At 33.6% G+C, this 23,965-nt stretch carries 19 protein-coding genes and 1 tRNA gene; 4 read left to right on the top strand and 16 right to left on the bottom strand.

The genetic code is table 11. The features are described from left to right. Positions 1-52: 52 nt before the first annotated feature. Entirely contained in the window at positions 53-493 is a 441-nt protein-coding gene (locus H6589_08660) for a CopD family protein (GenBank protein MCB9174665.1), read from the bottom strand. A 92-nt stretch (positions 494-585) separates the two neighbouring features. Between H6589_08660 and mtgA the strand changes: the two genes are divergently transcribed. After that, positions 586-1,308, top strand: a complete 723-nt coding sequence (gene mtgA, locus H6589_08665; protein MCB9174666.1) for a monofunctional biosynthetic peptidoglycan transglycosylase — start codon at positions 586-588, stop codon at positions 1,306-1,308. Position 1,309: 1 nt separating this feature from the next. On the opposite strand, the gene H6589_08670 is transcribed toward mtgA, so the two are convergent. Next, positions 1,310-1,816, bottom strand: a complete 507-nt coding sequence (locus tag H6589_08670) for a DUF2480 family protein (GenBank protein ID MCB9174667.1) — start codon at positions 1,814-1,816, stop codon at positions 1,310-1,312. Positions 1,817-1,891: 75 nt separating this feature from the next. Between H6589_08670 and H6589_08675 the strand changes: the two genes are divergently transcribed. After that, positions 1,892-3,451: an aldehyde dehydrogenase family protein gene (locus H6589_08675; protein MCB9174668.1), complete on the top strand. Its 1,560-nt coding sequence runs from the start codon at positions 1,892-1,894 to the stop codon at positions 3,449-3,451. Between the two features lie 54 nt (positions 3,452-3,505). Here the strand turns inward: H6589_08675 and H6589_08680 are convergent, their stop codons facing one another. From H6589_08680 to H6589_08690, 3 genes are all read right to left on the bottom strand, one after another. Next, entirely contained in the window at positions 3,506-5,596 is a 2,091-nt protein-coding gene (locus H6589_08680; GenBank protein MCB9174669.1) for a T9SS type A sorting domain-containing protein, read from the bottom strand. A 69-nt stretch (positions 5,597-5,665) separates the two neighbouring features. Beyond that, positions 5,666-7,765 carry a T9SS type A sorting domain-containing protein gene (locus H6589_08685; protein ID MCB9174670.1) on the bottom strand — a complete coding sequence of 700 codons (2,100 nt, stop codon included), beginning with the start codon at positions 7,763-7,765 and terminating at the stop codon, positions 5,666-5,668. Positions 7,766-7,788: 23 nt separating this feature from the next. Continuing rightward, complete coding sequence (locus H6589_08690) at positions 7,789-9,921, bottom strand: T9SS type A sorting domain-containing protein (protein MCB9174671.1); 2,133 nt, start codon at positions 9,919-9,921, stop codon at positions 7,789-7,791. A 178-nt stretch (positions 9,922-10,099) separates the two neighbouring features. On the opposite strand from H6589_08690, the gene H6589_08695 reads away from it, so the two are divergent. Continuing rightward, positions 10,100-11,107, top strand: coding sequence for an OmpA family protein (locus H6589_08695; protein ID MCB9174672.1), 1,008 nt, complete (start codon positions 10,100-10,102; stop codon positions 11,105-11,107). On the opposite strand, the gene truB is transcribed toward H6589_08695, so the two are convergent. From truB to H6589_08715, 4 genes are all read right to left on the bottom strand, one after another. Then, on the bottom strand, positions 11,093-11,878 hold the full coding sequence (gene truB, locus H6589_08700) for a tRNA pseudouridine(55) synthase TruB (protein MCB9174673.1): 786 nt from the start codon (positions 11,876-11,878) through the stop codon (positions 11,093-11,095). The genes H6589_08695 and truB overlap by 15 nt on opposite strands. After that, positions 11,878-12,672, bottom strand: a complete 795-nt coding sequence (locus H6589_08705; GenBank protein ID MCB9174674.1) for an undecaprenyl-diphosphate phosphatase — start codon at positions 12,670-12,672, stop codon at positions 11,878-11,880. The genes truB and H6589_08705 overlap by 1 nt, the downstream gene beginning before the upstream one ends. A gap of 77 nt (positions 12,673-12,749) precedes the next feature. Continuing rightward, on the bottom strand, positions 12,750-12,989 hold the full coding sequence (locus tag H6589_08710) for a DUF3098 domain-containing protein (protein ID MCB9174675.1): 240 nt from the start codon (positions 12,987-12,989) through the stop codon (positions 12,750-12,752). A 10-nt stretch (positions 12,990-12,999) separates the two neighbouring features. Beyond that, the gene (locus tag H6589_08715) at positions 13,000-13,875 is read right to left on the bottom strand and encodes a cell division protein FtsX (protein MCB9174676.1); all 876 of its coding nucleotides are present in this window, start codon (positions 13,873-13,875) and stop codon (positions 13,000-13,002) included. Positions 13,876-14,018: 143 nt separating this feature from the next. Here H6589_08715 and H6589_08720 point away from each other — a divergent pair, with 143 nt between their 5' ends. Beyond that, positions 14,019-16,955, top strand: a complete 2,937-nt coding sequence (locus H6589_08720) for a leucine--tRNA ligase (protein MCB9174677.1) — start codon at positions 14,019-14,021, stop codon at positions 16,953-16,955. Between the two features lie 44 nt (positions 16,956-16,999). On the opposite strand, the gene H6589_08725 is transcribed toward H6589_08720, so the two are convergent. The 7 genes from H6589_08725 to rsmI all read right to left on the bottom strand — a co-directional run bounded on the left by H6589_08725 (position 17,000) and on the right by rsmI (position 23,888). Then, positions 17,000-17,074 (bottom strand) — tRNA-Val (locus tag H6589_08725). 65 nt (positions 17,075-17,139) lie between these two features. Further along, positions 17,140-19,035 (bottom strand): DUF4153 domain-containing protein, encoded by a 1,896-nt coding sequence (locus tag H6589_08730; protein ID MCB9174678.1) that lies wholly within the window; start codon positions 19,033-19,035, stop codon positions 17,140-17,142. Between the two features lie 472 nt (positions 19,036-19,507). Then, positions 19,508-20,113, bottom strand: coding sequence for a hypothetical protein (locus H6589_08735; protein ID MCB9174679.1), 606 nt, complete (start codon positions 20,111-20,113; stop codon positions 19,508-19,510). 248 nt (positions 20,114-20,361) lie between these two features. Further along, positions 20,362-20,727 carry a hypothetical protein gene (locus H6589_08740; GenBank protein MCB9174680.1) on the bottom strand — a complete coding sequence of 122 codons (366 nt, stop codon included), beginning with the start codon at positions 20,725-20,727 and terminating at the stop codon, positions 20,362-20,364. Positions 20,728-20,775: 48 nt separating this feature from the next. Then, positions 20,776-21,855 (bottom strand): hypothetical protein, encoded by a 1,080-nt coding sequence (locus tag H6589_08745; protein ID MCB9174681.1) that lies wholly within the window; start codon positions 21,853-21,855, stop codon positions 20,776-20,778. Positions 21,856-22,026: 171 nt separating this feature from the next. Further along, positions 22,027-23,148: a chromate efflux transporter gene (gene chrA / locus H6589_08750; GenBank protein ID MCB9174682.1), complete on the bottom strand. Its 1,122-nt coding sequence runs from the start codon at positions 23,146-23,148 to the stop codon at positions 22,027-22,029. 68 nt (positions 23,149-23,216) lie between these two features. Further along, positions 23,217-23,888, bottom strand: a complete 672-nt coding sequence (rsmI, locus tag H6589_08755; protein MCB9174683.1) for a 16S rRNA (cytidine(1402)-2'-O)-methyltransferase — start codon at positions 23,886-23,888, stop codon at positions 23,217-23,219. Positions 23,889-23,965 lie beyond the last annotated feature (77 nt).

Here is a 23,965-nt window from a genome sequence, read left to right on the forward strand (position 1 = left end):
TAGTAAAGATATTGAATTTTAAAGAGTTTTTGGCTATTAGAGCAGGAGCTTGTTAAAACAACTGTAATCTCAAACTCAATCCTGTAATAACAAACAAAACAGAAACAAACGCCACCATAATGATATGAACAGCTAAGAAAAATAAATTTTTTTCTGAAAGATTAGGGATTAACCGAAATCTTGCATGAAGTGCTAGAAGAAGGGTGATAAGTAAGAGTGATAATTTTATGCCAATGTGGGTTGAAATAGTTGATGAAAAACTAAACCATTCACTGATATTAGGCAATAAACGGTAAGCAAGGTAAACACCAGTTATTACTTGTAGAATTAGTGCTGGAATGCCAATTTTTTCAAAATTTTCTTCAAATTTTGTTAAGGCATCAATATCCTTGGTACGTAATATTTTAGGAAGTATTGCAATTGCCAAAATTAAGTGCCCACCAGTCCAAATAGTGGCGGCTAATACATGAATGATAATAATTATTGAATACATCATTCCTCAAAGTTAACTTTATAGACTCAATTATTTTTATCCATATAAAATAATTTACATTTGCATGGTCTAACTTAAGTTAGATTTGTAAGATGAAGAAATTCTATTCTCGAATTTGGAAAATATTCCTCAAGACTTTTCTTTGGTTTATTGCAATTAGCATTGGTTTAGTTTTAATATTTAAGTGGGTGCCGATACCCGTAACACCATTAATGCTTATTCGTTGTGTGGAGCAAAAAATGGATGGTAAAGAAATGACCTTAAAAAAAACATGGGTACCAAAAGAGGAGATTTCAAATTCATTGCAATTAGCAGTGGTTTGTTCTGAAGACCAAAATTTTTTAAAACACCATGGTTTTGATTTTGGAGCAATTGAAAAAGCCATGAAACACAACAAAAAAAGTAAGAAAAAACGCGGTGCAAGTACTATTAGCCAACAAACAGCCAAAAATGTTTTTTTATGGCCAGGACGAAGTTGGGTAAGAAAAGGTTTTGAAGTTTACTTTACCTTTTTAATTGAGACCTTTTGGAGTAAAGAAAGGATAATGGAGGTTTATTTAAACGTAATAGAAATGGGTCCAGGCATTTATGGCGCTGAAGCGGCTTCTCAAGCATATTTTAAAAAATCAGCAATAAACATAAGTAAACAACAATCAGCAACTATTGCTGTTGTTTTGCCTAGCCCGTTAAAATACAATGCCAAACGACCAAGCGCTTTCTTACAAGGAAGAATTAATTGGACCATGAAGCAAATGCGTTTCTGGGGAGGAAAGTTGGATTATGACAAGGAAGAAAAGAACCCCAAGAAAAAGTAATCTATTTTCTTTTATATAAAGGTACAGCCGAACAAGCTTCTCCAAACATTATGGATTTGGCAAAGTCTTGCAAACGATTGGTAAAATCAACAAAAACCGCTTCTGGAATCGGGTGTTTTCCACAGCCTTTTACAATTACAGTTGCATCTTGATAAATAGAAAAATCGTGTTGATTTAAAACTTCTGTTAGAATGGTTTTTTCTAATTCTTGAGTACTTCCAAAAACCACATTTTTAGCGAACGGTTTTAATTGTGATGCTACCAACATGTAAGCCCATAATGGAACAATGGCATCAGTTGAGCAAATAATTGAAACGTATTTATCTTGATAAATTTTCCAATCATAGTTTTTTACAAAATCTCTAAAGTTGTTTTCAATTAGCACAAAACCTTCATGCAAACAGTTCTTCATGTCAAAAACTACTCGTTCGCCTTTTGGGTAAAAATCATCCAAACTCACTTGAATTAATCCGCTCTTTTCAACTCTATTTATGATTTCCTTTTCCATGGTAAGCCCAAATTTACTCACATTAAATTACTAAATTTGTACTTCTATTTTAAAAACATAAAAAAATTACACAATATGTCTGAAGTTTTAACAGCAAATACATTTGGAATTCAAGAAGCATTAAAGGCTTTAGGTTTAAAAGAAGTTAATGAAGGAACATCAACGGGGTCTAACAACTTTGGTGGAGGAGAATTGATTTCTTCATACTCTCCAACCGATGGTAAATTGATTGGAAAAGTAACCACAACTACTAAAGAAGACTACGAAAAGGTAATGAATGCTGCAACTAGTGCTTTTATTACTTTCAGAGCTATTCCAGCGCCACAACGAGGAGAAATTGTTCGTCAGTTTGGAAATAAATTAAGAGAGTTAAAAGAACCACTAGGTAAATTGGTTTCTTACGAAATGGGGAAATCTTTACAAGAAGGTTACGGCGAAGTTCAAGAAATGATTGACATCTGTGATTTTGCAGTTGGGTTATCAAGACAATTGAATGGTCAAACCATACCATCTGAGCGTCCTGGACACGTAATGAGAGAGCAATGGCATCCGATTGGAGTTGTTGGAATTATTTCAGCATTTAATTTCCCCGTAGCTGTTTGGGCTTGGAATACAGCTTTAGCATGGATTTGTGGAGATGTATGTGTGTGGAAAGCTTCAGAGAAAGCACCATTGTGTTCGGTGGCTTGTCAAAACATAATTGCAGCAATTTTAAAAGAAAATAAATTGCCAGAAGGAATTTCTTGTATCATTAACGGAGATTATAAAGTTGGTGAAATGATGACAACAGATGCTAGAATTCCATTGGTTTCAGCAACAGGTTCAACCCGAATGGGAAGAATTGTTGGTACAACTGTTGCTCAACGATTCGGAAAATCTTTATTAGAATTAGGTGGAAACAATGCCATTATTATTACTCCATCGGCTGATTTAAAAGTAGTAGTTCCAGGAGCTGTTTTTGGTGCTGTTGGTACTTGCGGACAACGATGTACTTCTACACGTAGATTAATTATTCACGAATCGGTTTATGATAAAGTAAGAGATGCTATTGTTGGTGCTTACAAACAAATTAAAATTGGAAATCCATTAGATGAAACCAAACATGTTGGTCCGTTAATCGATAAAGATGCTGTAAATACCTACTTAGCTGCAATTGAAAAAGCGAAAGCCGAAGGAGGAAAAGTATTGGTAGAAGGTGGTGTATTAAGTGGCGAAGGTTACGAGAGTGGATGTTATGTTAAACCTTGTATTATTGAAGCAGAGAATCATTTTGAAATTGTACAACATGAAACTTTTGCCCCAATTTTATATTTAATGAAATACAAAGGAGAAGTTGAAAATGCTATTGAAAAACAAAATGGCGTTGCTCAAGGATTATCTTCTGCAATTATGACTAACGAAATGAAAGAAGCTGAGAAATTCTTATCATTCTCAGGTTCTGATTGTGGTATAGCTAATGTAAATATTGGTACTTCTGGTGCTGAAATTGGAGGGGCTTTTGGTGGCGAAAAAGAAACAGGTGGTGGTCGTGAATCGGGTTCTGATGCTTGGAAAGTTTACATGAGAAGACAAACAAACACCATTAACTATTCTGATAGTTTACCTTTAGCACAAGGAATTAAGTTTGATTTATAAACTTGATAATACAATAAAAAGAAAGGCTTCCAATTTTGGAAGCCTTTCTTTTTATTACCTAACGATTAATTTTTCTAATCGAATATTTTCATCGGCATTAAACTCAATAAAGTATAATCCAGAAGCTAGTTTTTTTCCTTGATCAACCGTTAAGGTATATTTTCCAGCAGAAAAGCTATGGTCATTAACAATTGTTGTTACTTCTTTACCTAACACATCTTTCAAGGTAATTTTTAACGATTTTATATTTGAACTCAGTAAGTAAGTTAAAGTTGTATTATTGCTACTTGGATTTGGGAAAATATTAATAAATTCAATTGGACTTTGTTCAGTAATTTGAGTTGAGATATCACTTATTAAATTAATATCATCTAAATAAAAATTATTGCCTCCATTACTTTTAAAGTAGAATTTAAGCTTTACATTACTTGAAGCTGCTAAAGAAGCGTTGAAAACCAAATCATGTTCTTTCCATTGGGTTGTATCTGCAGGTATAAATGGCGAATTTGTTGCAGGAGCACTACTTAATACATTTGCAGATTTTATACCCACTATTTGCCAAGTTGATCCACAATCAACTGAAGAATATACTATAAGTTGGTCGTTACCTCCTGATAATTTTTTAGCATAAGCACTTTTCCAGTTAATTTTTGGATTTGGGATAGTAGATAAATCAAATGTTGAAGAGATTAGCTCAGTTATTGTTGATGAATTGTTAGTTATGTTGTTAATTTTAACACAATTATTTCCGCTATAAGATACCGAAGTTGTATGTTCCCAATTATTTGCAGCAGTACCAAACGAAAACCAATTATTAGCGAAATTAACTGTGTTTTCAAAACCTTCAGAATAAGGCAAGAGATAATCAGCATTTATACTACTAACAATAATAATACTATCTTTTTTATGATACCCTGAGCCAGTTGTTGTGCCAGGCTCGTTAATTACCGAATATACTCCCTTAGTATTATAAGTAATCGTTGGGTTTTGTATGTTGCTAAAAGAAGGTGTTCCTCCATTAAAAGTCCAATTCCATAAGGTTGGTGTTGCATTAAATGAGTTGTCAGTAAATGAAACTTGTTGTCCTTCACAAATAAATTTTTTGTTGTAATTGAAATTTGCAATTGGAGTGCAAATAGGATTTGCATCATAAGGATCAGCAGTACCGGTATTAATAAGGTTTGCTTGGCTACATAAAATATCTCTTGCTCCTATAGGTGAATTAAGCGCAGCATGCATTCGTTGTTTTTGCCCTTCGGTAAACATAAGGTCGCAAAAATTATATTCCATGTAATTTTGAACATTATCAATAGAACCACATGAGCTTGCAGTAGCCAAACACCCTGTTCTTCCTATTGTGTTAGGGGTGTCTGCTACTTGGTCATCATCAAAACAATTGTTTGGGTCTTGGGGGTCATTACTGTCACCCCATAAATGAGGCAAATTCAAATAATGACCAACTTCATGAGTAACTGTGTTTCCTAATTGTTGAGCAATTAATACAATTCCTTCTGTTTCATCGGTTGTTGTACCAGGATAAAATGCATAACCACCTGCATCAAATGAGATTTTGGTGCCTTGCCAAATGTTTAAATATTTTATTGTCGGTGTATTCCAGGATGGTCTTATTGTTTCTTTTACAATTTCATCCATTGCATAAGTTAAAGTACTTTTGGTTCTAGTAATACCTTCTGTACAATTTCCATTGGGATCTAGTCTTGCTAGTCTAAATTCAATTTGACAATCAGCAGTAATTCCTGCAAATAATGGATGTACATTATTAATGTCGGAATTTAACTTTTGAAAATCTTTATTTAACTCGGCAATTTCGTTTTGGATAGCTGCTTTAGAAATGTTCTCAGGACCATCGTTATGAATAACATGCCATACTACAGGTATAATATAAGTAATGGTTTTTTTACCACTAGCATCTATGGTTGTTTTACCGTAATTATTTTTTGTCCACTCTTGAGCAAAATTATTTTGTTGATCCACTAATTGCTTAATTATTGGATTTTTTGCAATAATTTCATTGTATCGTTCTGATGTAGAGCACGACCTATAATTGATTCCTGAAACTTCTTGTTCTTGCGAGAAGCCAATTGTAGAGTATAAAAACACAATTAGAAATCCTATTTTTTTCATGGTTTTTTATTTATATAAAAAAAGACTCGAACAAAATGAACGAGTCTTTTTTTAAGTTTAGTTTAACTATTACTTAACGATTAATTTTTCAATTTTAACTTTATTGTCTGCATTGAATTCTACAAAATAAAGACCTGAAGCTAATTTTTTACCTTGGTCAATGCTCATGTTGTACTTTCCAGCGCTAAAACTTTGTCCGTTTACAATATTTGTAACTTCTTTACCTAAAACATCTTTTAATGTTATTCTTAAATTTTTTACTTCAGTTGTTAAATTAAAAGAAACGATTGCACTTTCTGATGTTGGGTTAGGATACACAATAAAGTTGTTTACTGTCTTTACTTCGTCTATACCTACAGTAGAAGCGTCACCAAAAACATTAATATCATCTATATAAATATTGTTTCCGCCATTGCTTTTAAAATAGAACTTAAAACGTACATTACTTGAAGCAGCTAATCCAGCACTTAAAGTTTGTGTAAAGTCTTTCCATTGTGTTGGTCCTGAAGGAACGAAACTACTATTGGTAGCAGGTGCGCTAGCCATTGTTGATGCAGTCTTAATTGTAACAATTTGCCATGAAGCTCCACAATCAATTGAAGAGTATATAATTAATTGATCATTACTACTTCCTGTAGCTTTTTTAGCAAAGGCATTTTTCCAATTTAATTTTGGAACAGTCATTGATGATAAATTGTAAGAAGGTGAAATTAATTCTGTAACGTCATTAGCAGAATTAAAAATATTATCAACCTTTACGCATTTAGATCCAGTATAGCCTAAGGTGTTAATTTGCTCCCAAGGGCTACCACTTTGAGCTGTTATCCACCAATCATTATAAAAATCAACATCATTCTCAAAACTGTCGGCGTATGGAAGCGTATATTGTGCATTAATAGAACTAACAGTGATAATGTTGAATTTGTTTGCTAAAGGACCCCATCCTGCTCCATTTCCAGCTTTTAAAGATGCGCTATAAACTCCAGCAGTATTATAATCAATAGTAGGAGTTTGTGCTCCTGATACATTAGGGGTTCCACCATTAAATGTCCAATCCCATTGTGTTGCTGTACCATTATAAGTGTTTATTTCATTAAAAGTAACTTGTTGTCCTTCACATAAATATTCTTTGTTATAGGTAAAATCGGTCCCCATTAATATACATACAGGATTTTGAACATATGGATCATCGATTCCCGTATTAGCTCTATTTGTTGGAGACCATAAAGTACTTCTTCCTCCAACAGCGCTATTTAAAGCTGAATGCATTCTTGATTTTTGTCCTTCCGTAAACATTAAATCGCAAAAATTATATTCCATATAGTTTTGAACATTATCTACAGAACTACATGAAGATGCTGTGGAAGTACAACCTGTTTGACCAATTGTGTTAGGAGTGTCAGCAACTCCGTCGTCAGAAGAGCAGTTTCCAGCATCACCAGGAGTGTTAGAACTCCCCCAGCAGTGAGCTAAATTCAACCAATGTCCTACTTCATGAGTTACAGTATTTCCTAATTGAGCAGCTCTTAATACTACGCCATCTCTATTGTTAGGAACAACACCTGGATAATAAGCATAGCCACCAGCACCACTACCTATAGCTTGTCCCATCCAAATGTTAAGGTAATATCTACCATTTCTATTCCATGATGGAGCAATCGTTTTTGCCGATTCATCCATTGCATAAGTTATTACATTTTTAGTTCTCGTTATTCCTTCTGTACAATTGCCATCAGGGTCTTTTCTTGCTAATCTGAATTCAACTTGAACATCGGCAACTATACCAAGAAAAGCTGCATGTGCATTACCCCAATCTGGATTTAATTTTTGATAATCCTTATTTAATTCAGCTATTTCATTTTCTATGGTTGCCCTTGAAATATTCTCAGGACCATCATTATGTACTACATGCCAAACAACAGGTATTACATATAATATTGTTTTTTTACCAGTTGCATCTGTAATTATTTCGCCATAATGGTTTTTTGTCCATTCTAATGCATCAGCATGTTGTTGGTCCATTAAAGCTTTAATAGCAGGGTTATTATCAATAATTTCATTGTTGCGTTCGGCTGCAGAACACGATCTATAATCAATACCAGGAATCCCTTTTTGAGCATTAACACTTACACTAAGTGCAAGACCTATAATTAAATATATATTTTTCATGTTATTTTTGAATTAGTAGATTATTATTGTACAATTAATTTTTCTATAGTTATTTTATTGTCAGCATTAAACTCTATAAAATAAAGCCCGCTACTTAGTTTTTTTCCTTGATCAATACTCATGTTGTATCTTCCTGAAATGAAGCTGTGACCATTTACAATAGTAGTTATTTCTTTGCCAAGAACATCCTTTAAAGTAATTTTTAAATTTTGAATTTCAGACTTCAAGTCAAAAGCGATGAAAGCACTTTCTTTTGTCGGGTTCGGGTACACCGAAAAGTTGTTAATAGGTTTAAATTCATTAATGCCGACTGGTGAATCACCAAAAACATTTATGTCATCTAAGAATAAGTTGTTTCCTCCATTATTTTTCAAATAAAACTTAAATCTAACATTTGAAGAAGAAGCAAGTCCAGCACTTAGTGTTTGAGTAAATGTTTTCCATTGAGCTGTCCCTGAAGGAAAGAAATCAGCATCAGTATTTGGTGCACTCGACATTGTTGATGCAGTTTTTATCGTAACAATTTGCCATGAAGCGCCACAGTCAATCGAAGAATAAATGATTAATTGGTCATTACTACTTCCAGTTGCTTTTTTAGCAAAAGCCGATTTCCAACTAAGTTTTGGAACGGTCATCGATGATGGATTGTAAGACGGAGAAATAAGTTGCGTAACGTCGTTAGGTGAATTGTAGTTGTTATAAACAATTACAGATTTAGTTCCAGTATAAGCTGCTGTAGAGGTTAGTTCCCAGTCTAAACCACTTAATGTTTCTATTGTCCAATCATTGTTAAATTGTGTAGTATTTTCAAAACTATCTGAAAATGGCAATGTATACTGAGCAACAATGGAACTAACAGTTATTATATTATTTTTAGAAACCGCAGGAGTGTAGTATCCAGCAGATGTTCCAGGTGAATATGTTGCGCCATAGCTGCCAGCAGTGTTGTAACTAATCACTGGAGAAGCAGCATTTGAAGCATTAGGCGATCCCCCAACAAAAGTCCAGTCCCATAAGGTTGGAGTTGCATTGTAAGTGTCAATATCGCTAAAAGTAACTTGCTCTCCTTCACAAACCTTAGTTTTATTATAGGTGAAATTTGCTCCCCAAGGAATACAAATTGGGTTTGTATCGTACGGGTCAGCTGTACCTGTAAAAGCTAAATTTCCAGCATTCCATAATTGTGCTAAACCCGTGGCAGTACTTGTAGAATTTAAAGTAGCCATCATTCTAGTTTTTTGATCTAAACTAAACATGTTTTGACAAGAATTGTAGCTCATGTAGTTCTCAATCTGGTCTACAACATTTCCACCATAAGGAGATCCTCCAGTATTGTCATTTGAGCAAGTGTTTTGATTAAAATCACAAGGAAAAGAAGATTCAAATACAGGAGGGGTGTCACAACAATAATCTCCAGAGCTACCACAACTTCCTCCACAACTGCTTTGAAAAGTATGGTATAGGTTAAAGCAATGGCCAACCTCATGAGTCAATGTTCTTTCTCCAGCTCCAAAGTTCTGGTTTACCATAACCACACCATAAGTATTATTTATTCCTGAGCTTGGGAATTGAGCATAACCTGCCACATAAGATCCATCAGGATTTGAAGAGATTTCATCGATTACCCAAATATTAAAATATTTTTTACTATCCCAATAGCTTGTTGCCTTAACATTATCTCTAGGGTTAGGGTTTAAACTCAAAGGAGATTCGACTCTTACAATACCTTCTGTACAGTTTCCATTAGGGTCTTTTCTTGCTAATCGAAATTCAATATCTAAAGAAGTTGCATAAGGAGCAAATAAAGCTCGAGTCATTCCTGCATCTGGATTTAAACGCTTAAAATCTTGGTTTAATGTAGCAATTTGTGCTTCAATTTGTGCTTTTGAAACATAAGCCTGACCACCACTGTGTGTTACATTATGAACAACAACAGGAATGATAATTGTAGCTTTTTTGGCAACAGGGTCATAAGTTTGAGAAAAGTTTAATATATAATCTTCTAAGTCTTGTCTTTGTTGAATAATATTAGGGTTTTGTTGTTCTAATATTTGAGTTTGCTGATCTGTAAAACACCAGTTGCCTGATTTGTTTTGAGCCAACAAACTAGTAGAAATCAAGATTAGTAAAGAAAGAATTAGTTTGTTTGTCTTCATGTGTTTAGTTTAGTTAGAGAGTAAAATTAACCAATTACCTTGTACATTCGACGATAAAATTCGACTAAAAGTTGCATTCCTAAGGTTTTGAATAGTTGTTTGTTTATAAAATATAATTAACCATGGTTAAAAGAACGCTTTAAAAGAATAGTATTGTATTGAAAAACAAACTAGAGCTATGAAACAAATTAAAGTCTATACGATTTCGGTAATTGTAATTGGATTAATGTTTTCTTGTGTTCCATCAAGGAAATATGAAGAATTAAATGCTAAATATAAAACATGCTCTGATGAAAATGCAAGTTTAAAGAACTCAAATAAAGAACTTGAAGAGAAGTCGAACGAAATGTCGGTTTCTATTGAACAGTTGAAAAAAGCTATATCTGCTTTGGAGAAGGATACAAGTGTTATGGGCAACTCATTACGATTAATGACTAGTAATTATGATAACATCAATAAAACCTACCAATTGTTGTTAGATAAAAACAATGAATTGTTATCAGGAAATAAAACAACCACTGAAAAATTGATGAAAGATTTGCAAAAGACTCAGGAAGAATTGCAATCGAAAGAAGATGCATTGAGAACATTAGAAGGTTCATTAACTGCAAAAGAAGAAAAATTAAAAAAATTAACGGCTGATTTAGCTTCAAGAGAAAAGAGAGTAAATGAGCTGGAAGCAATGATTAATAGAAAAGATTCGTTAGTTACGGCATTAAAAAATAAAGTAAAAGATGCTTTGCTTGGATTTGAAAACAATGGATTAACTATTCAACAAAAAAACGGGAAAGTGTATGTTTCATTAGATGAAAGTTTGTTGTTTTCGTCAGGAAGTTATGCTGTAGCAACTAAAGGGGTTGATGTGTTAAAGAAATTGGCAAAAGTATTAGAGCAAAATCAAGAAATTAATATTTTAGTTGAAGGACACACTGATAATGTTCCTTTAAATGGAAAGGGCGACATTGCTGATAATTGGGATTTGAGTGTAAAACGAGCAACATCTGTGGTTAAAATCATTACTTCTAATAGTAGTGTTAACCCAAAAAGATTGACAGCTGCTGGTCGAAGTGAATATATACCATTGGATATGACAAATACTGCTGATGGTAGAAAGAAAAACAGACGAACGGAAATTATTCTTTCGCCAAAATTAGATGAGTTGTTACAAATGTTAGAGAGTAACTAAAAGGGAAGTTACATCTATATTAGGCAAAGCATTTTCTACGTCAAAATCGCCAATTTTGGTTCTGCGAAGTTCGCTTAAGTGAGCGCCAGAATTGAGTCGTAAACCAAAATCTCTAGCAATAGAACGAATATATGTACCCTTGCTACAAGAAATTTTAAATTTTACATGTAGTCCTTTTTCGTAGTTTGGAACCAAATTGATTCTGTCGTTTTTGTAATTTTCGTCAATCTTTACAGTATCTTTTAGCTCATTAATATTGGTTGAAAACCCTAGAATCTCAAACGATTTAATGGTGATTGTATTGGATTTTATTTCTACTTCTTCGCCGCTTCTGGCATACTCATAAGCTCGTTTTCCGTCAATTTTTTTTGCTGAGTGTATTGGGGCTGTTTGTTGTTGTTCTCCAAGAAATGATTTTGCTACCTCTTCAATCATTTCTTTAGTAATGTGGTTGGTAGGAAATTCTTCATCAACTTCTTTTTCTAAATCGAATGATGGAGTTGTTGCACCAATGGTAATGGTTCCAGTATATTCTTTGGTTTGAGCTTGAATTTCGTCAATTTTTTTGGTGAATTTCCCTATGCAAATAATCAAAAGTCCTGTTGCTAAAGGGTCGAGTGTTCCTGCATGACCAACCTTTATTTTTTTAAGGTCTAATTCTTTTCGTAATTGATAGTGAATTTTTTTTACCACATCAAACGATGTCCATTTTAATGGTTTATCAATTAAAATGATTTGTCCGTTTAAAAATTTGTCTTGAAGTTGTTGCATTATACTATGGTAAGTTCAATTCCCATAAAATAAAGTGCTAGAATAATTATTCCAACAACAATACGATAGTATCCAAAATATTTAAAACCATGTTTGGTTAAGAAACTGATAAATCCTTTTATTGCAATAATGGCTACAATAAAAGCAACTAAATTTCCAATAATTAACAAGGTAATTTCTTCACCATGAAAACCACCGCCATCTTTATAAAACTTTAACAATTTATAGCCTGTCGCTGCTAACATGGTTGGAATGGCAAGAAAAAAAGAAAATTCAGCAGCGGCTTTTCTGTTCATTTTTTGAGTTAAACCACCAATAATGGTTGCGGCAGAACGAGACACTCCAGGAATCATTGCTAAACACTGAAATAAACCAATTTTTAATGCTGTCGGATAAGTAACTTCAGATGTTCCTAATTCTTCGGTTTTTTTAAACCATTTGTCAACGTAGATTAAAACAATTCCACCCAATAATAAAGATACCGCTACTACAATTACATTCTCAAGCATGGCATCTATAAAGTCATTTAACAGTAAGCCAAACACAGCCGCAGGTAAAAAACCAGCAGCTAGTTTAAAGTAGAAATTAACCGATTGAAAAAAGCGTTTCCAATAAATGGCTACAACCGAAAGGATAGCTCCAAACTGAATAGCAATAGTAAATGTTTTGGTAAAATCATCATGGGCAATACCCATAATTGAAGAGCCAATAATCATGTGTCCTGTTGATGATACAGGTAAAAATTCAGTAATACCCTCAATGATGGCAAGAATTATAGCTTCGAGAATGGTCATGATTTATTAATGTGAAGAGTGTGAAGAGTTTAAATAGTCATATTACTCCCTCCCTTTGGGAGGGTTGGGGTGGGATTTTACTTTACCTTTTTCATAATTCCCCAACCTACAACAGCTAGCCCAATAATGATTAGGGCTGGAGCAATAAACATACGTCTAAAGCTAAATAGTTCTTCACTAAAAACTGCTGGGTCGTCAGAGCCACCGCCCGACATTAAAATATAACCTAAAATGGCTAAAGCAGTACCTATTATCATTAACATATAATTTTGCTTACCAAAAGCAAAATCGTTATTTATTCTGTTGTTTTCGCTCATAATTGTTTAATTAATATAGATTTCCAGCATCCATTCGTAAATATTTTCGAACGGCAAGGGTTGTAGAAATCCAGGAGATTAAAATTCCTAAAATAATTACTATTAAAAATAAAGCACCGTATAATTCGATGTTTTTGAAATCAATAATTTCGGGCATTTGTTTTTGTAGGTAATACAAAAACAACACAATTAGTCCGATGGCTAAAATTGCGGCAGCAATACCGTTTCCAATACCTTTTAACACAAATGGTTTTTGAATAAAAGTTGACTTTGCTCCAACCAATTGCATGGTTTTTATTAAAAATCGTTTCGAATAAATGGATAATCTGATGGTGTTGTTGATTAGCGCCATCGCAATGACAAGCAGTAAGCCACTAAATCCTAATAAATAGATGCTGATTTTTTTTACGTTTTCGTTAATCAAGCTCACTAAATCTTTTTGATAAAACACTTCCTTAATTTTTGGATTGTTGGTTAGATTTGCTTCAATAACAGCTAAACTGTCGTTGTTGGCATAATCAGCATTTAGTTTAACATCAATAGAAGCCAATAACGGGTTATAACCTAAAAAGCTAATAAAATCTTCGCCTAATTCTTGTTGAAGTTCTGCTGCAGCTGAATCTGGGTGAATAAAATGTGTAGATTTTACAAAGTTTTCTGCATCTAACGATTTTTGAATTTGTACAATTTCCACATCCTTAATGCCATCTTTTAAAATAATTGAAAAACCAATATTTTCTTTTACGTGGTCGGAAATTTGTTTAGCATTCAATACAATCAAACCTAATATTCCCAACATAAAAAGCACTAACGAAATACTAATTATGGTAGTGAAATATGAAGATTTTAATCTTCTCGTGGTATGTTTATTTTCTCCGTTCGACATTTTATTTAGTTCACAGTTTTCAGTAATCAGTCTTCAAACTTCGGTTTCAAAAATAATATTAACTTGGCTATAAACAACTTATTTGCTCAAAAATACTGCTAAATATTGTTAATTTCGTGGCTCTAATAAAAGACTTATTAACGATGCAATATCAATATAACGAAATAGAAAACAAGTGGCGTAAATATTGGGCCGAAAATAAAACGTTTGCTGCAAAAGACAATAGCGTTAAGCCTAAATATTATGTGTTAGACATGTTTCCTTATCCATCTGGAGCTGGCTTGCATGTTGGTCATCCGCTTGGATACATTGCATCGGATGTTTTTGCTCGTTACAAGCGTTTATTAGGGTTTAACGTGTTGCATCCAATGGGTTACGATTCGTTTGGTTTGCCTGCCGAACAATATGCTATTCAAACGGGTCAACATCCTGCTATTACTACCAAAATGAATATTGAAGGTGGAGTGGATAAACAAGGAAATGTTATTCCAGGGTATAGAAATCAATTGGATAAAATTGGTTTTTCGTTCGATTGGGATAGGGAAGTTAGAACATCAGACCCTAGTTACTACAAGTGGACACAATGGATTTTTAAACAATTGTTTAATTCGTGGTACAATAAAGAAGCTGATAAAGCAGAGAAAATAGAAACCTTAATTGAGCAATTTAAAACCAAAGGAAATGTTGAAGTAAATGCTGTTTGTGATGATGTAGCCGTTTTTTCTGCAAACGATTGGAACAATTGGAGCGAAGAAGAGCAACAAAAAATGCTCTTGAATTACCGTATTGCTTATTTATCGGACACATGGGTGAATTGGTGTCCTGCATTGGGAACCGTTTTGGCTAATGATGAAATAAAAGATGGCGTTTCTGAACGTGGAGGACACCCTGTTGAACAAAAGTTAATGCGCCAATGGAGTATGCGAATTACTGCTTATGCCGAGCGTTTAATTAGTGGATTAGAAGGGTTAGACTGGACAGATTCGGTAAAAGATATTCAGCGAAATTGGATAGGAAAAAGTGAGGGGGCTAGTGTGAAGTTTGCAGTCCACAGTCCACAGTCTACAAAACTGTCAACTGAAAACTGTGAACTGAAGACTGATTTTATCGAAGTTTTTACTACACGACCTGATACCATTTTTGGAGTTTCGTTTATGGTGCTTGCACCCGAACACGAATTGGTTGATGTTATTACTACTGCTGAACAAAAAGCAACAATTGAAGCATACAAAAAAGCCGCATCGTTAAAATCGGAAAGAGATAGACAATCGGACATAAAAAATATTACCGGTGCTTTTACAGGAGCTTACGCTATACATCCGTTTACTGGCGATAAAGTGCAAATTTGGATTGGCGACTACGTGTTGGCAACCTACGGAACAGGAGCTGTGATGGCGGTGCCTTGTGGTGACCAACGCGATTGGGACTTTGCCAAACATTTTAATATCGAAATCAAAAATATATTTAAAGACAAAGACATTTCGGAAGCGGCTTATGCAGAGAAAGATGCCATTATTGCTAATTCTGATTTTCTGAACGATTTACCAGCAAAAAAAGCCATTAAACTGGCCATTTTTGAAATTGAAAAACGCGGTTTTGGAAAAGGTAAAACACAATACCGATTAAGAGATGCGGTGTTTTCTCGCCAACGTTATTGGGGAGAGCCATTTCCTGTGTATTACAAAGGAGAAATACCTTATTTGTTAGAAGGAAACGAAGTGGTAGAATTGCCCGAAGTAGATAAATATTTACCTACCGAAGATGGTGAGCCACCATTGGCAAGAGCGAAGAAAGAAGCTTGGAATGTAACTTGCCCAGGGGATAGAATGGAGTTCAACACCATGCCTGGTTGGGCAGGCAGCAGTTGGTACTTTTTACGTTACATGGATGCCAAAAACGACCACGAGTTTGTAGCTAAAGAAAAAGTAAATTACTGGAAAAATGTAGATTTATACATTGGCGGAGCCGAGCATGCTACTGGGCACTTGTTGTACTCACGTTTTTGGACCAAGTTTTTGTTCGATTTAGGTTTCATCCCTTTTGAAGAACCTTTCCAAAAAATGATTAACCAAGGAATGATTCAGGGAGTTAGTGCTTTGGTTTACATTGGTTCTGATAATGTTATTTACTCTGCAGAAGATGAAAGAATAAAGGAATATCTTAACCCCACAAAAATAGATACGAAAGAGTTTGAAAATGGTGATTCACAGCAAAATCTAACTATAAATGATATTCCTGATGTTTCATTCACTACTTATAGAACTATTCCTGTATGGGTTAACCTTATCGAGGGGGATAATTCATTAAATATTGCAACATTTAGAAACTGGCTCCCTGAATATAAAAACATTAAAATGGAAACAGTTAATGGTAAAATCATTTGCAAAAGGGAAATAGATAAAATGTCGAAATCGAAATACAATGTACAAACACCAGATGAATTGGTAGAAAAATACGGAGCCGATACTTTACGTTGTTACGAAATGTTTTTGGGGCCTTTAGAGCAACACAAACCTTGGGATACGCAAGGAATTACCGGTGTGCATGGTTTCTTAAAAAAACTGTGGCGTTTGTTCCACGATGATAATGGGTTAAATGTAAGTGATGAAGCCCCAACCAAAGAAGAACTAAAAAGCTTACACAAAACCATTAAAAAAGTAAAAGAAGATATCGAGCGTTTTTCGTTTAATACACCCGTTTCGGCTTATATGATTTGTGTAAACGAGCTAACAGCACTAAAATGCAACAAACGAGCAATTTTACAAGATTTGTGTATTATACTTTCGCCTTATGCACCACACATTGCCGAAGAACTATGGGCGAAACTGGGTAATAAAGAAAGTATTTCTGAGGCGGTTTATCCTAAATTTAACGAGGAATATTTAACCGAAAGCAATTACAAATACCCTGTTTCGTTTAACGGTAAAATGCGTTTTATTTTGGAATTGCCCACTACTTTAACTGCTGCTGAGGTAGAAAAAGAAGTTATGGCAAATGAGCAAACTATAAAACAGCTGAATGGTCAATCACCTAAAAAGGTAATTGTTGTGCCGAACAAGATTATCAATTTTGTGGTTTAGAAACAAAAAAAAGCCGTTTGAATTTCAAACGGCTTTTTTTGTTGTGGGCGATGAGGGATTCGAACCCCCGACCCCCTCGGTGTAAACGAGGTGCTCTGAACCAGCTGAGCTAATCGCCCTTTCTTTCTTCGAAAGCGGCTGCAAATATATACTTATTATAATTTACTGCAAACTTTTTTAAAAATTATTTCACGTCTTTTATATTAAAAAGTATAACACCATTAAACGAACTTAATTTAATACTGTCTTTTTCCAAGTTAAAGGCAATGTTTTCGAGTATTATTTTATAATTGAAATTTGTTGTGGAGTCTTTTATTGTCAGTTCTTCGGTAGGTATATTGTATTGTTGATTTTTACCGTATTTACTCATTAGGTTAGTTCTTAATGCAGTTAAATCTATTGCAGAAAATAGCTGATTATTTTTGTAAACTACAATAATACAATTGTTTTTTTGCTGATGTTTTAATTCATATTCGTTCGAGTCGAGTGTAAATTTTTTCATGCTCACATCACTGTTGTATAGGTATGAGTTTACTTTGGTTTCATAATCGTAACCTTTTACATCAATTACTGCATCATAATTGTTGGTTGAGTAAGAGATGTAATCATTGTTGGAGTAGTAATAGGTGTAATCAAGTCCAAGTGCTCGCATGTATATTTCTGCTTCATTGAGTCTGCTCCACCGTTCTTTTTTTAAGTTGTAATTTTCGATTTGACTATCAAAATCTTGACTGTACCATGTTTTTATTTTGTTAAAGCCATGATGGTCGTCTAAATAATCTAAAATGGATTTAATTTCGTTTTTTAACGAATCGTTTAGTAACAATTGGTTTTGTGGTGTAAACGATAAATGGTTATAGTTTGAGTCAATTTTAATGATTTGTTCATTTACTATTTTATTGTTTTCCAACAATTTGGTTTCTTCAAGCAAGTGTTTTAGTCTAGTTACCTGACTGTTTTCGCTAACATTAAACATGCTCCATGGACCAAAAGAAGTTAATACAAGTACTACAAACAGTGATGTTGGAATAAATTTAATGTTGGTTTTACCAATCACAAAATAGAGGCTAACCAAACTCAACCAGATTCCAAGTACGTAAATAATGTATCGGTTTATGGTAATTCCATAATCGCTTAAACGCATACTTATTGCAATAAACAACATTACAATTAATGGGATTAATAAAAAGTAATACGCCCTTGAAGTGGTTTTAATCCATTTGTTACCCTCTAATTTCCCGTAAGGATACATCAATAATAAGTTAAAAATACCCAGCACTGCCACGCATACAATTAAATACGATACCACGCCTTTAGGCCAATCCCAGATAGAGACTATTTTTATGCCATAGCCATAAAGAATAACTAGATAAAGTGCTAATAATGGAAATAAAATGTATTGTGTAAACACTTTTAATCCGAAAGGATAAACGGTGTCATGTTCCAAGTCATCAAAATTTTGCGGCATACCAGCAATAAAAAACCATGTATTAAAAAAACCACCAATAAAAATAAAGAGTTCAGCATACAGCTTATCATGAATTTTTATATCAAACAATAAGTTTAATGAAACCAATGCTAAGGCAATACCAACATAAAGAAAGCCAGAATAGATGGCTGAGGTAATAAACCGAATAAATAAGACTCGATTATATTGCCAAAATCCATTGGTTGTATTGGTTCTTATAAACGGAATAAAGGAAACCAATAAGTGAACAGCTAAATTATAAATGGTATAGCGAATATAAGGCATGGAAGTATTTGCGGTTACTTCAGAGTTTGGTAGTGTTAGAAACAATAAAAAAAGGATAACAATGCCTGAAAAGTTAGCAATTATTCGTTTAGAACGATTAAAATTGAATTTTTTAGCAAATACTTCAATGCAAAACAACAAAGGAATGCCGAGTGCGGCAGTTAAAATAACATTTAAATAAGGAAAAATATTAATGATGTTTTTTTCATTTTCTATCAAAAATATTCCAATAATTACTCCTACTAGTGACGAGATTAGTGATAATGGAAACCGAAGAACAGCATTTTTTGCTTGTTGATAGAGGTAGTTAATAGATGGTAATTTCATGGCGAGAATTTTTTACACTACTAACTTACTAAAAATCAATTTAGTATTTTATTATGATATTTTAACAGTTTGGGATGTTTCGTTTATCGCTACTATATGTAATGTGCGTTCAGTTTGTTCAACGCTTAAAAGTAATAATTTTTGTGATGAATCCCCCGAATCGCACCAACTTAGTAGCGAAACCTTGTCAAGTTACAAAGCGAGAATGCAGATCGCTAATATGCTATTAAAAAGCACTAGCAAAAATTATGGCATAAACTGCCTAAGTTTCACAAAGCTAAAATGCTAGCAACAGGGCATATTATATATAGAATGTTAGGCAGCGTTTTTATTTATTCACAACAAAAATAAATTACCAAACATCTATTATCCATAGTATTGCATGTTTTGCTAATTTAGATAATCTATTTCAAATAGATGAGATATAAAAGTATAGTTGCAAAATACGACTAGTGATGGGGGGCTGCCACACTTAGTTTAATTCTTTGCTTAGTTCTTCAACAAATGGTCTGTGTCGTCCGATGAACGGTCGTCTTGTAACAATTATTTTTGTGTTTTCGTGCTGTCCGATTGCTTGGATGTAGTTTCCTTTTTTTTCTTGTATTTGTATGTTTGCCAGTCGTAAAATTGGTTCAGCCCATGTATCGAGATTTGTAATTATTAAAACATTTTTCGGCTTAAGGTCTTCAAGTTCTTGTATAAAAAGTTTTGCACAACCTTCCATTTGAGCCTGTCGTTCTTCGCTGTTAGGATTGCCATAGTCGGACGGAGCAATTTTCATTAAGTTACTCCATGCAATAATATTATTCCAGTCTTTGTCAGACCGATTGTATTTTTCCTTTACAAGTTTGTAAGTTACATTCCAGAAAAATGAACGAAATAAACTGTATGCACTCCATTTTTCATTTATCCATTCAAGTGGACATATACCTTTCTCCTCGCTTGAATAGTCAATGCTGTCGGTAACGATTTTGTCTGTCTGTGCAGGAATATCTTTTACAAACCATTTTGGCTTCCATCCGTTTGTTGCCTGTCCGATAACGAGCAGTTGTCTGTCGATAAGAAAGTTTTTGCCCAATGATGGGTAAAATAAAGAATATTTTTTTGAGATTAAAGTGTCGTCCTTTGACTGCTTGATATTGTTTGCAAAGGAAGAAATTGTCTGCTTAAAAATTAAGTTATAGTTTTCTGAAAGCATTTATTTTTAATTACTCCACTTCTTCTTGTGGAATTGGGTTTCGGTTTTTTCTAACTCTTTTGTGCAGTGAGGGACATCTCTCTCCTATTTCGTATATGAATAAGGGTTTCAATCCAGACCTCACTATCTTATGGGTTCAATAATTCCTCAATTTGTGAATTCATTGTATCTTTTTCTTCTTTAGATTCACACTTTTCTACAATCAATCCAATTACTACCAATAGCACAATGATACCAATACAACCTACATTTAAATTAAAGTTATTTTTCTTCTTTTTAACAAAATCCTTTTGTGAAGATGCACCTTCTCCTGGTTTAAATTTATTGTTACAACTCAAGCAAGTAATTTCAATTTTATTGCTTCCGTGAGTACCGCCAAGAAGTCCAATCCCACCAAAAAGAAACGTACCACCTAGTGCTTTCTTGCCACTATATCCTTTCTTATTTGCTGAAATTTGGTTAGACCCACATTTCGGACATAATACACTCGTCATGGTTTCGTTTTTAATTATTAATTATGGTAAGTTTTTGTATACCTAATTTCATTTTTTTAATAATAATTGTATCTCATAATCCTTGTTAAGAATATAATCTATATCAATCTTTAGTATAGTTCCTCTTTCACCAACTACGATACCAGAATTTGATACCGAATTAAAAATAGTTTCATTTTTATCATTCGACAAAGGGAACCACGACTTTCCACCATCACCTGTAACTAATATCCCAAGTTCCCTGCCCCCTGATTTATGGTACACCTGCCTAGCCCCAACAGCATAACCAATTTTGTTATTTAGAAAATTTATATCTTTATATATATACATAAACTCTCCTTGGTCAATCCATGTTATTCTATATTTATTCAATTTTGTTATCGTGTCTAAACACAAAGTGGTTCCTTTTTTTCCATCCAAAACAGAAGCTATCCCCGTTTTAGAATTAAGTGCAAAGCCTTCATAAGGTGTTTTAAAATATATGGCTGAAATCGGATAAAGAGAAGTAGCCACATCCAATTTTTCCCACAGTCTTCCAGCTGTTTCTGTTATATATATTTGTCCGCCAATTCCACCCATATAACCAATATTTTCATCAAAAAAATAGATAGATGTCATTTCGTCATTCGGACAAGAAATTTTTTCCCATGACTTACCCCCATTACTTGTTTTATATGAATAACTCTCTCCAAATCTTAATCCTTTGGAAATATATCCAACATTATCAGTAGGAAAATAAATATCTTCTCCTATAATGTCTTTAACCTCAGCCCAAGTTTTTCCGCCATCAGTAGTTTTAATAAGTTTTTTTTCTCCTATAATAAACCCTTTATTCTCATTTATAAAATGTAGAGAAGTTAAATTAATCCGTTCATCCTTTTGATTTTTTTTAGTAAGAATATAAGCATTAGTACTTATATCTGACCAAGTCATCCCTTGATCAATTGATTTTAAAATGGTGCCATTATCACCAACTATATATCCTACATTATAAATAAATTGAATCTCATTTAAATCATATTGACAGTTACTCTGAATAATTTCAGTCTGACTGTATGATATTAAGAAAATATGCATCAACAGTATCGAAATTGCTATCTTACGGAATTGAATAAAAATCATACTCATAGTGCTAATTTAGTAATACTTTGACAAATGTTGCCTAACGCCTGTCTATGTCGCGTTTTAATGCGATATAATCGGTTGATAAACGAAGGTAGAGCATTTTTTTGATAAAGTCAAGTGTTAGGTATGCTTTGTTTGTAAGTTTTATTAAATAAAAAAGGCGTTAATTTTATATCAAAAAATATAAGGCAATAAAAAGCCTAAAAAAGCACCAATCAAAATAATATACATTACATTTAGCTTAGCAACAAAAGTAAGGAGTAAGCTAGCCGCTAAAATAATAATGGCATTGAGGTTGGTAATGGTTTCAATGCTCATGGTAATCATTACTCCTGCAATTACAGCTATAGATGAAGCATTTACTGCATTTAAAAAATTGCCAAACAATTTAGAAGCTCTCAATTTTGGAATAATGGGGTTTAGTATTAAAACAAACAAAAACGATGGCAAGAAAATACCAGTTGTTGCAGCCAATGCTCCCCAAATGCCATTCATTTGGTAACCAATAAAAGTGGCTGTAGATAAAACTGGTCCAGGAGTAAACTGCCCAGCTGCAACAGCATCCATTAATTGTTGTTGGGTTAAAAATCCTTTCGTTACCAATTCAGCATCTAAATAAGCAAACAACACATAGCCACTACCATACAATACAGCTCCAACTTTTAAAAAGATTAAAAATATTTTCAACGATGAAATTTTTGCAACAGCTAAGGTGGTGGTAGGAATGAATAAGAAAGGAAATAAAAATTTGGTTTTTGTTGAGTTGTTGTCTTTTAAATTAAAGTAAATACCACCCAAAATACCAACACCTATTAAGGCGATAATTTCATTCACTCCTGCAAGGCAAAGTCCTAATGTGATAGCTCCAAGTATGCCGAGTTCTACATTTTTTATAGCTTTTTTTCCTAACGTTATTACAGCTGATAAAATAATTGCAATTACAGTTGGTTTAATACCTGTAATAAATGGTTTAATGTTGGGCAATTCGCCATATTCGGTATATGCCCAAGCTAAAATCGCAGTAATAACAATGGCAGGAAAAATAAAAGCAATCCCTGCAACAAATAAACCTATTTTACCAGCTCTTTCGTGTCCGCAGTGCATGGTCATTTCGGTAGAGTTTGGACCAGGAATCAAGTTGGTTACACCAATTAAATCTAAAAAGTGGTCTTTGCTCATCCATTTCCGTTTGGTAACCACTTCTTGCTCCATCATGGCAATGTGTGCTGCTGGCCCACCAAAGGCAAAACAACCCATTTTAAAAAATACTGTTGCTACTTCTTTTAAATTTGACATGATTCAAAAATAAGTCTTGAAAGGTTAAGATTCAAAAAATCGAATATTAAGTTATTGTTAAGAAACTTTTATTCGACTCCATGAACGACAATTACAATTTCGCCTTTTGTAACGTTAGTTTTGTAATATTCAATCACTTCTCTAACGGTTCCTCGCACATTTTCTTCAAACATCTTTGTAAGTTCTCGAGATACAGAAACTTGTCGTTCCTCGCCAAAAAACTCCGCAAATTGCGTTAAGGTTTTTAATAAACGATGTGTAGATTCATAAAAAATAATGGTTCTGGTTTCTTCCTTTAAAAGGTTTAGTCGAGTTTGTCGTCCTTTTTTGTGTGGTAAAAAGCCTTCAAACACAAATTTATCGCAAGGAAAACCAGAGTTTACTAAGGCTGGAACAAATGCGGTAGCTCCAGGCAAACATTCAACAGCAACATCATTTTCAATACATGCTCGTACAATTAAAAAGCCAGGGTCGGAAATAGCGGGTGTTCCAGCATCGCTAACCAAACCAATGGTTGCTCCTTGTTTAAGTTGGTCAATAACTTTATCAATACTTTTATGTTCGTTGTGTTGATGATAAGCCACCAATTTTTTATCAATTTCAAAATGTTTAAGCAACTTGGAAGATTGCCGAGTATCTTCAGCTAAAATAAAATCTACCTTTTTTAATGTTTCAAGCGCACGTAAGGTGATGTCGTTTAAATTTCCAATTGGAGTAGGTATTATGTATAATTTCGACATAAATTTGAATTAAGAAAACGTAAAGATAAACTCTACAAGTGGAAATGTTTAACTTTATGACTGCATAATGCAACCTT

This window comes from Flavobacteriales bacterium (assembly GCA_020635795.1).
Taxonomy (GTDB): Bacteria; Bacteroidota; Bacteroidia; order Flavobacteriales_E; family Vicingaceae; genus Vicingus.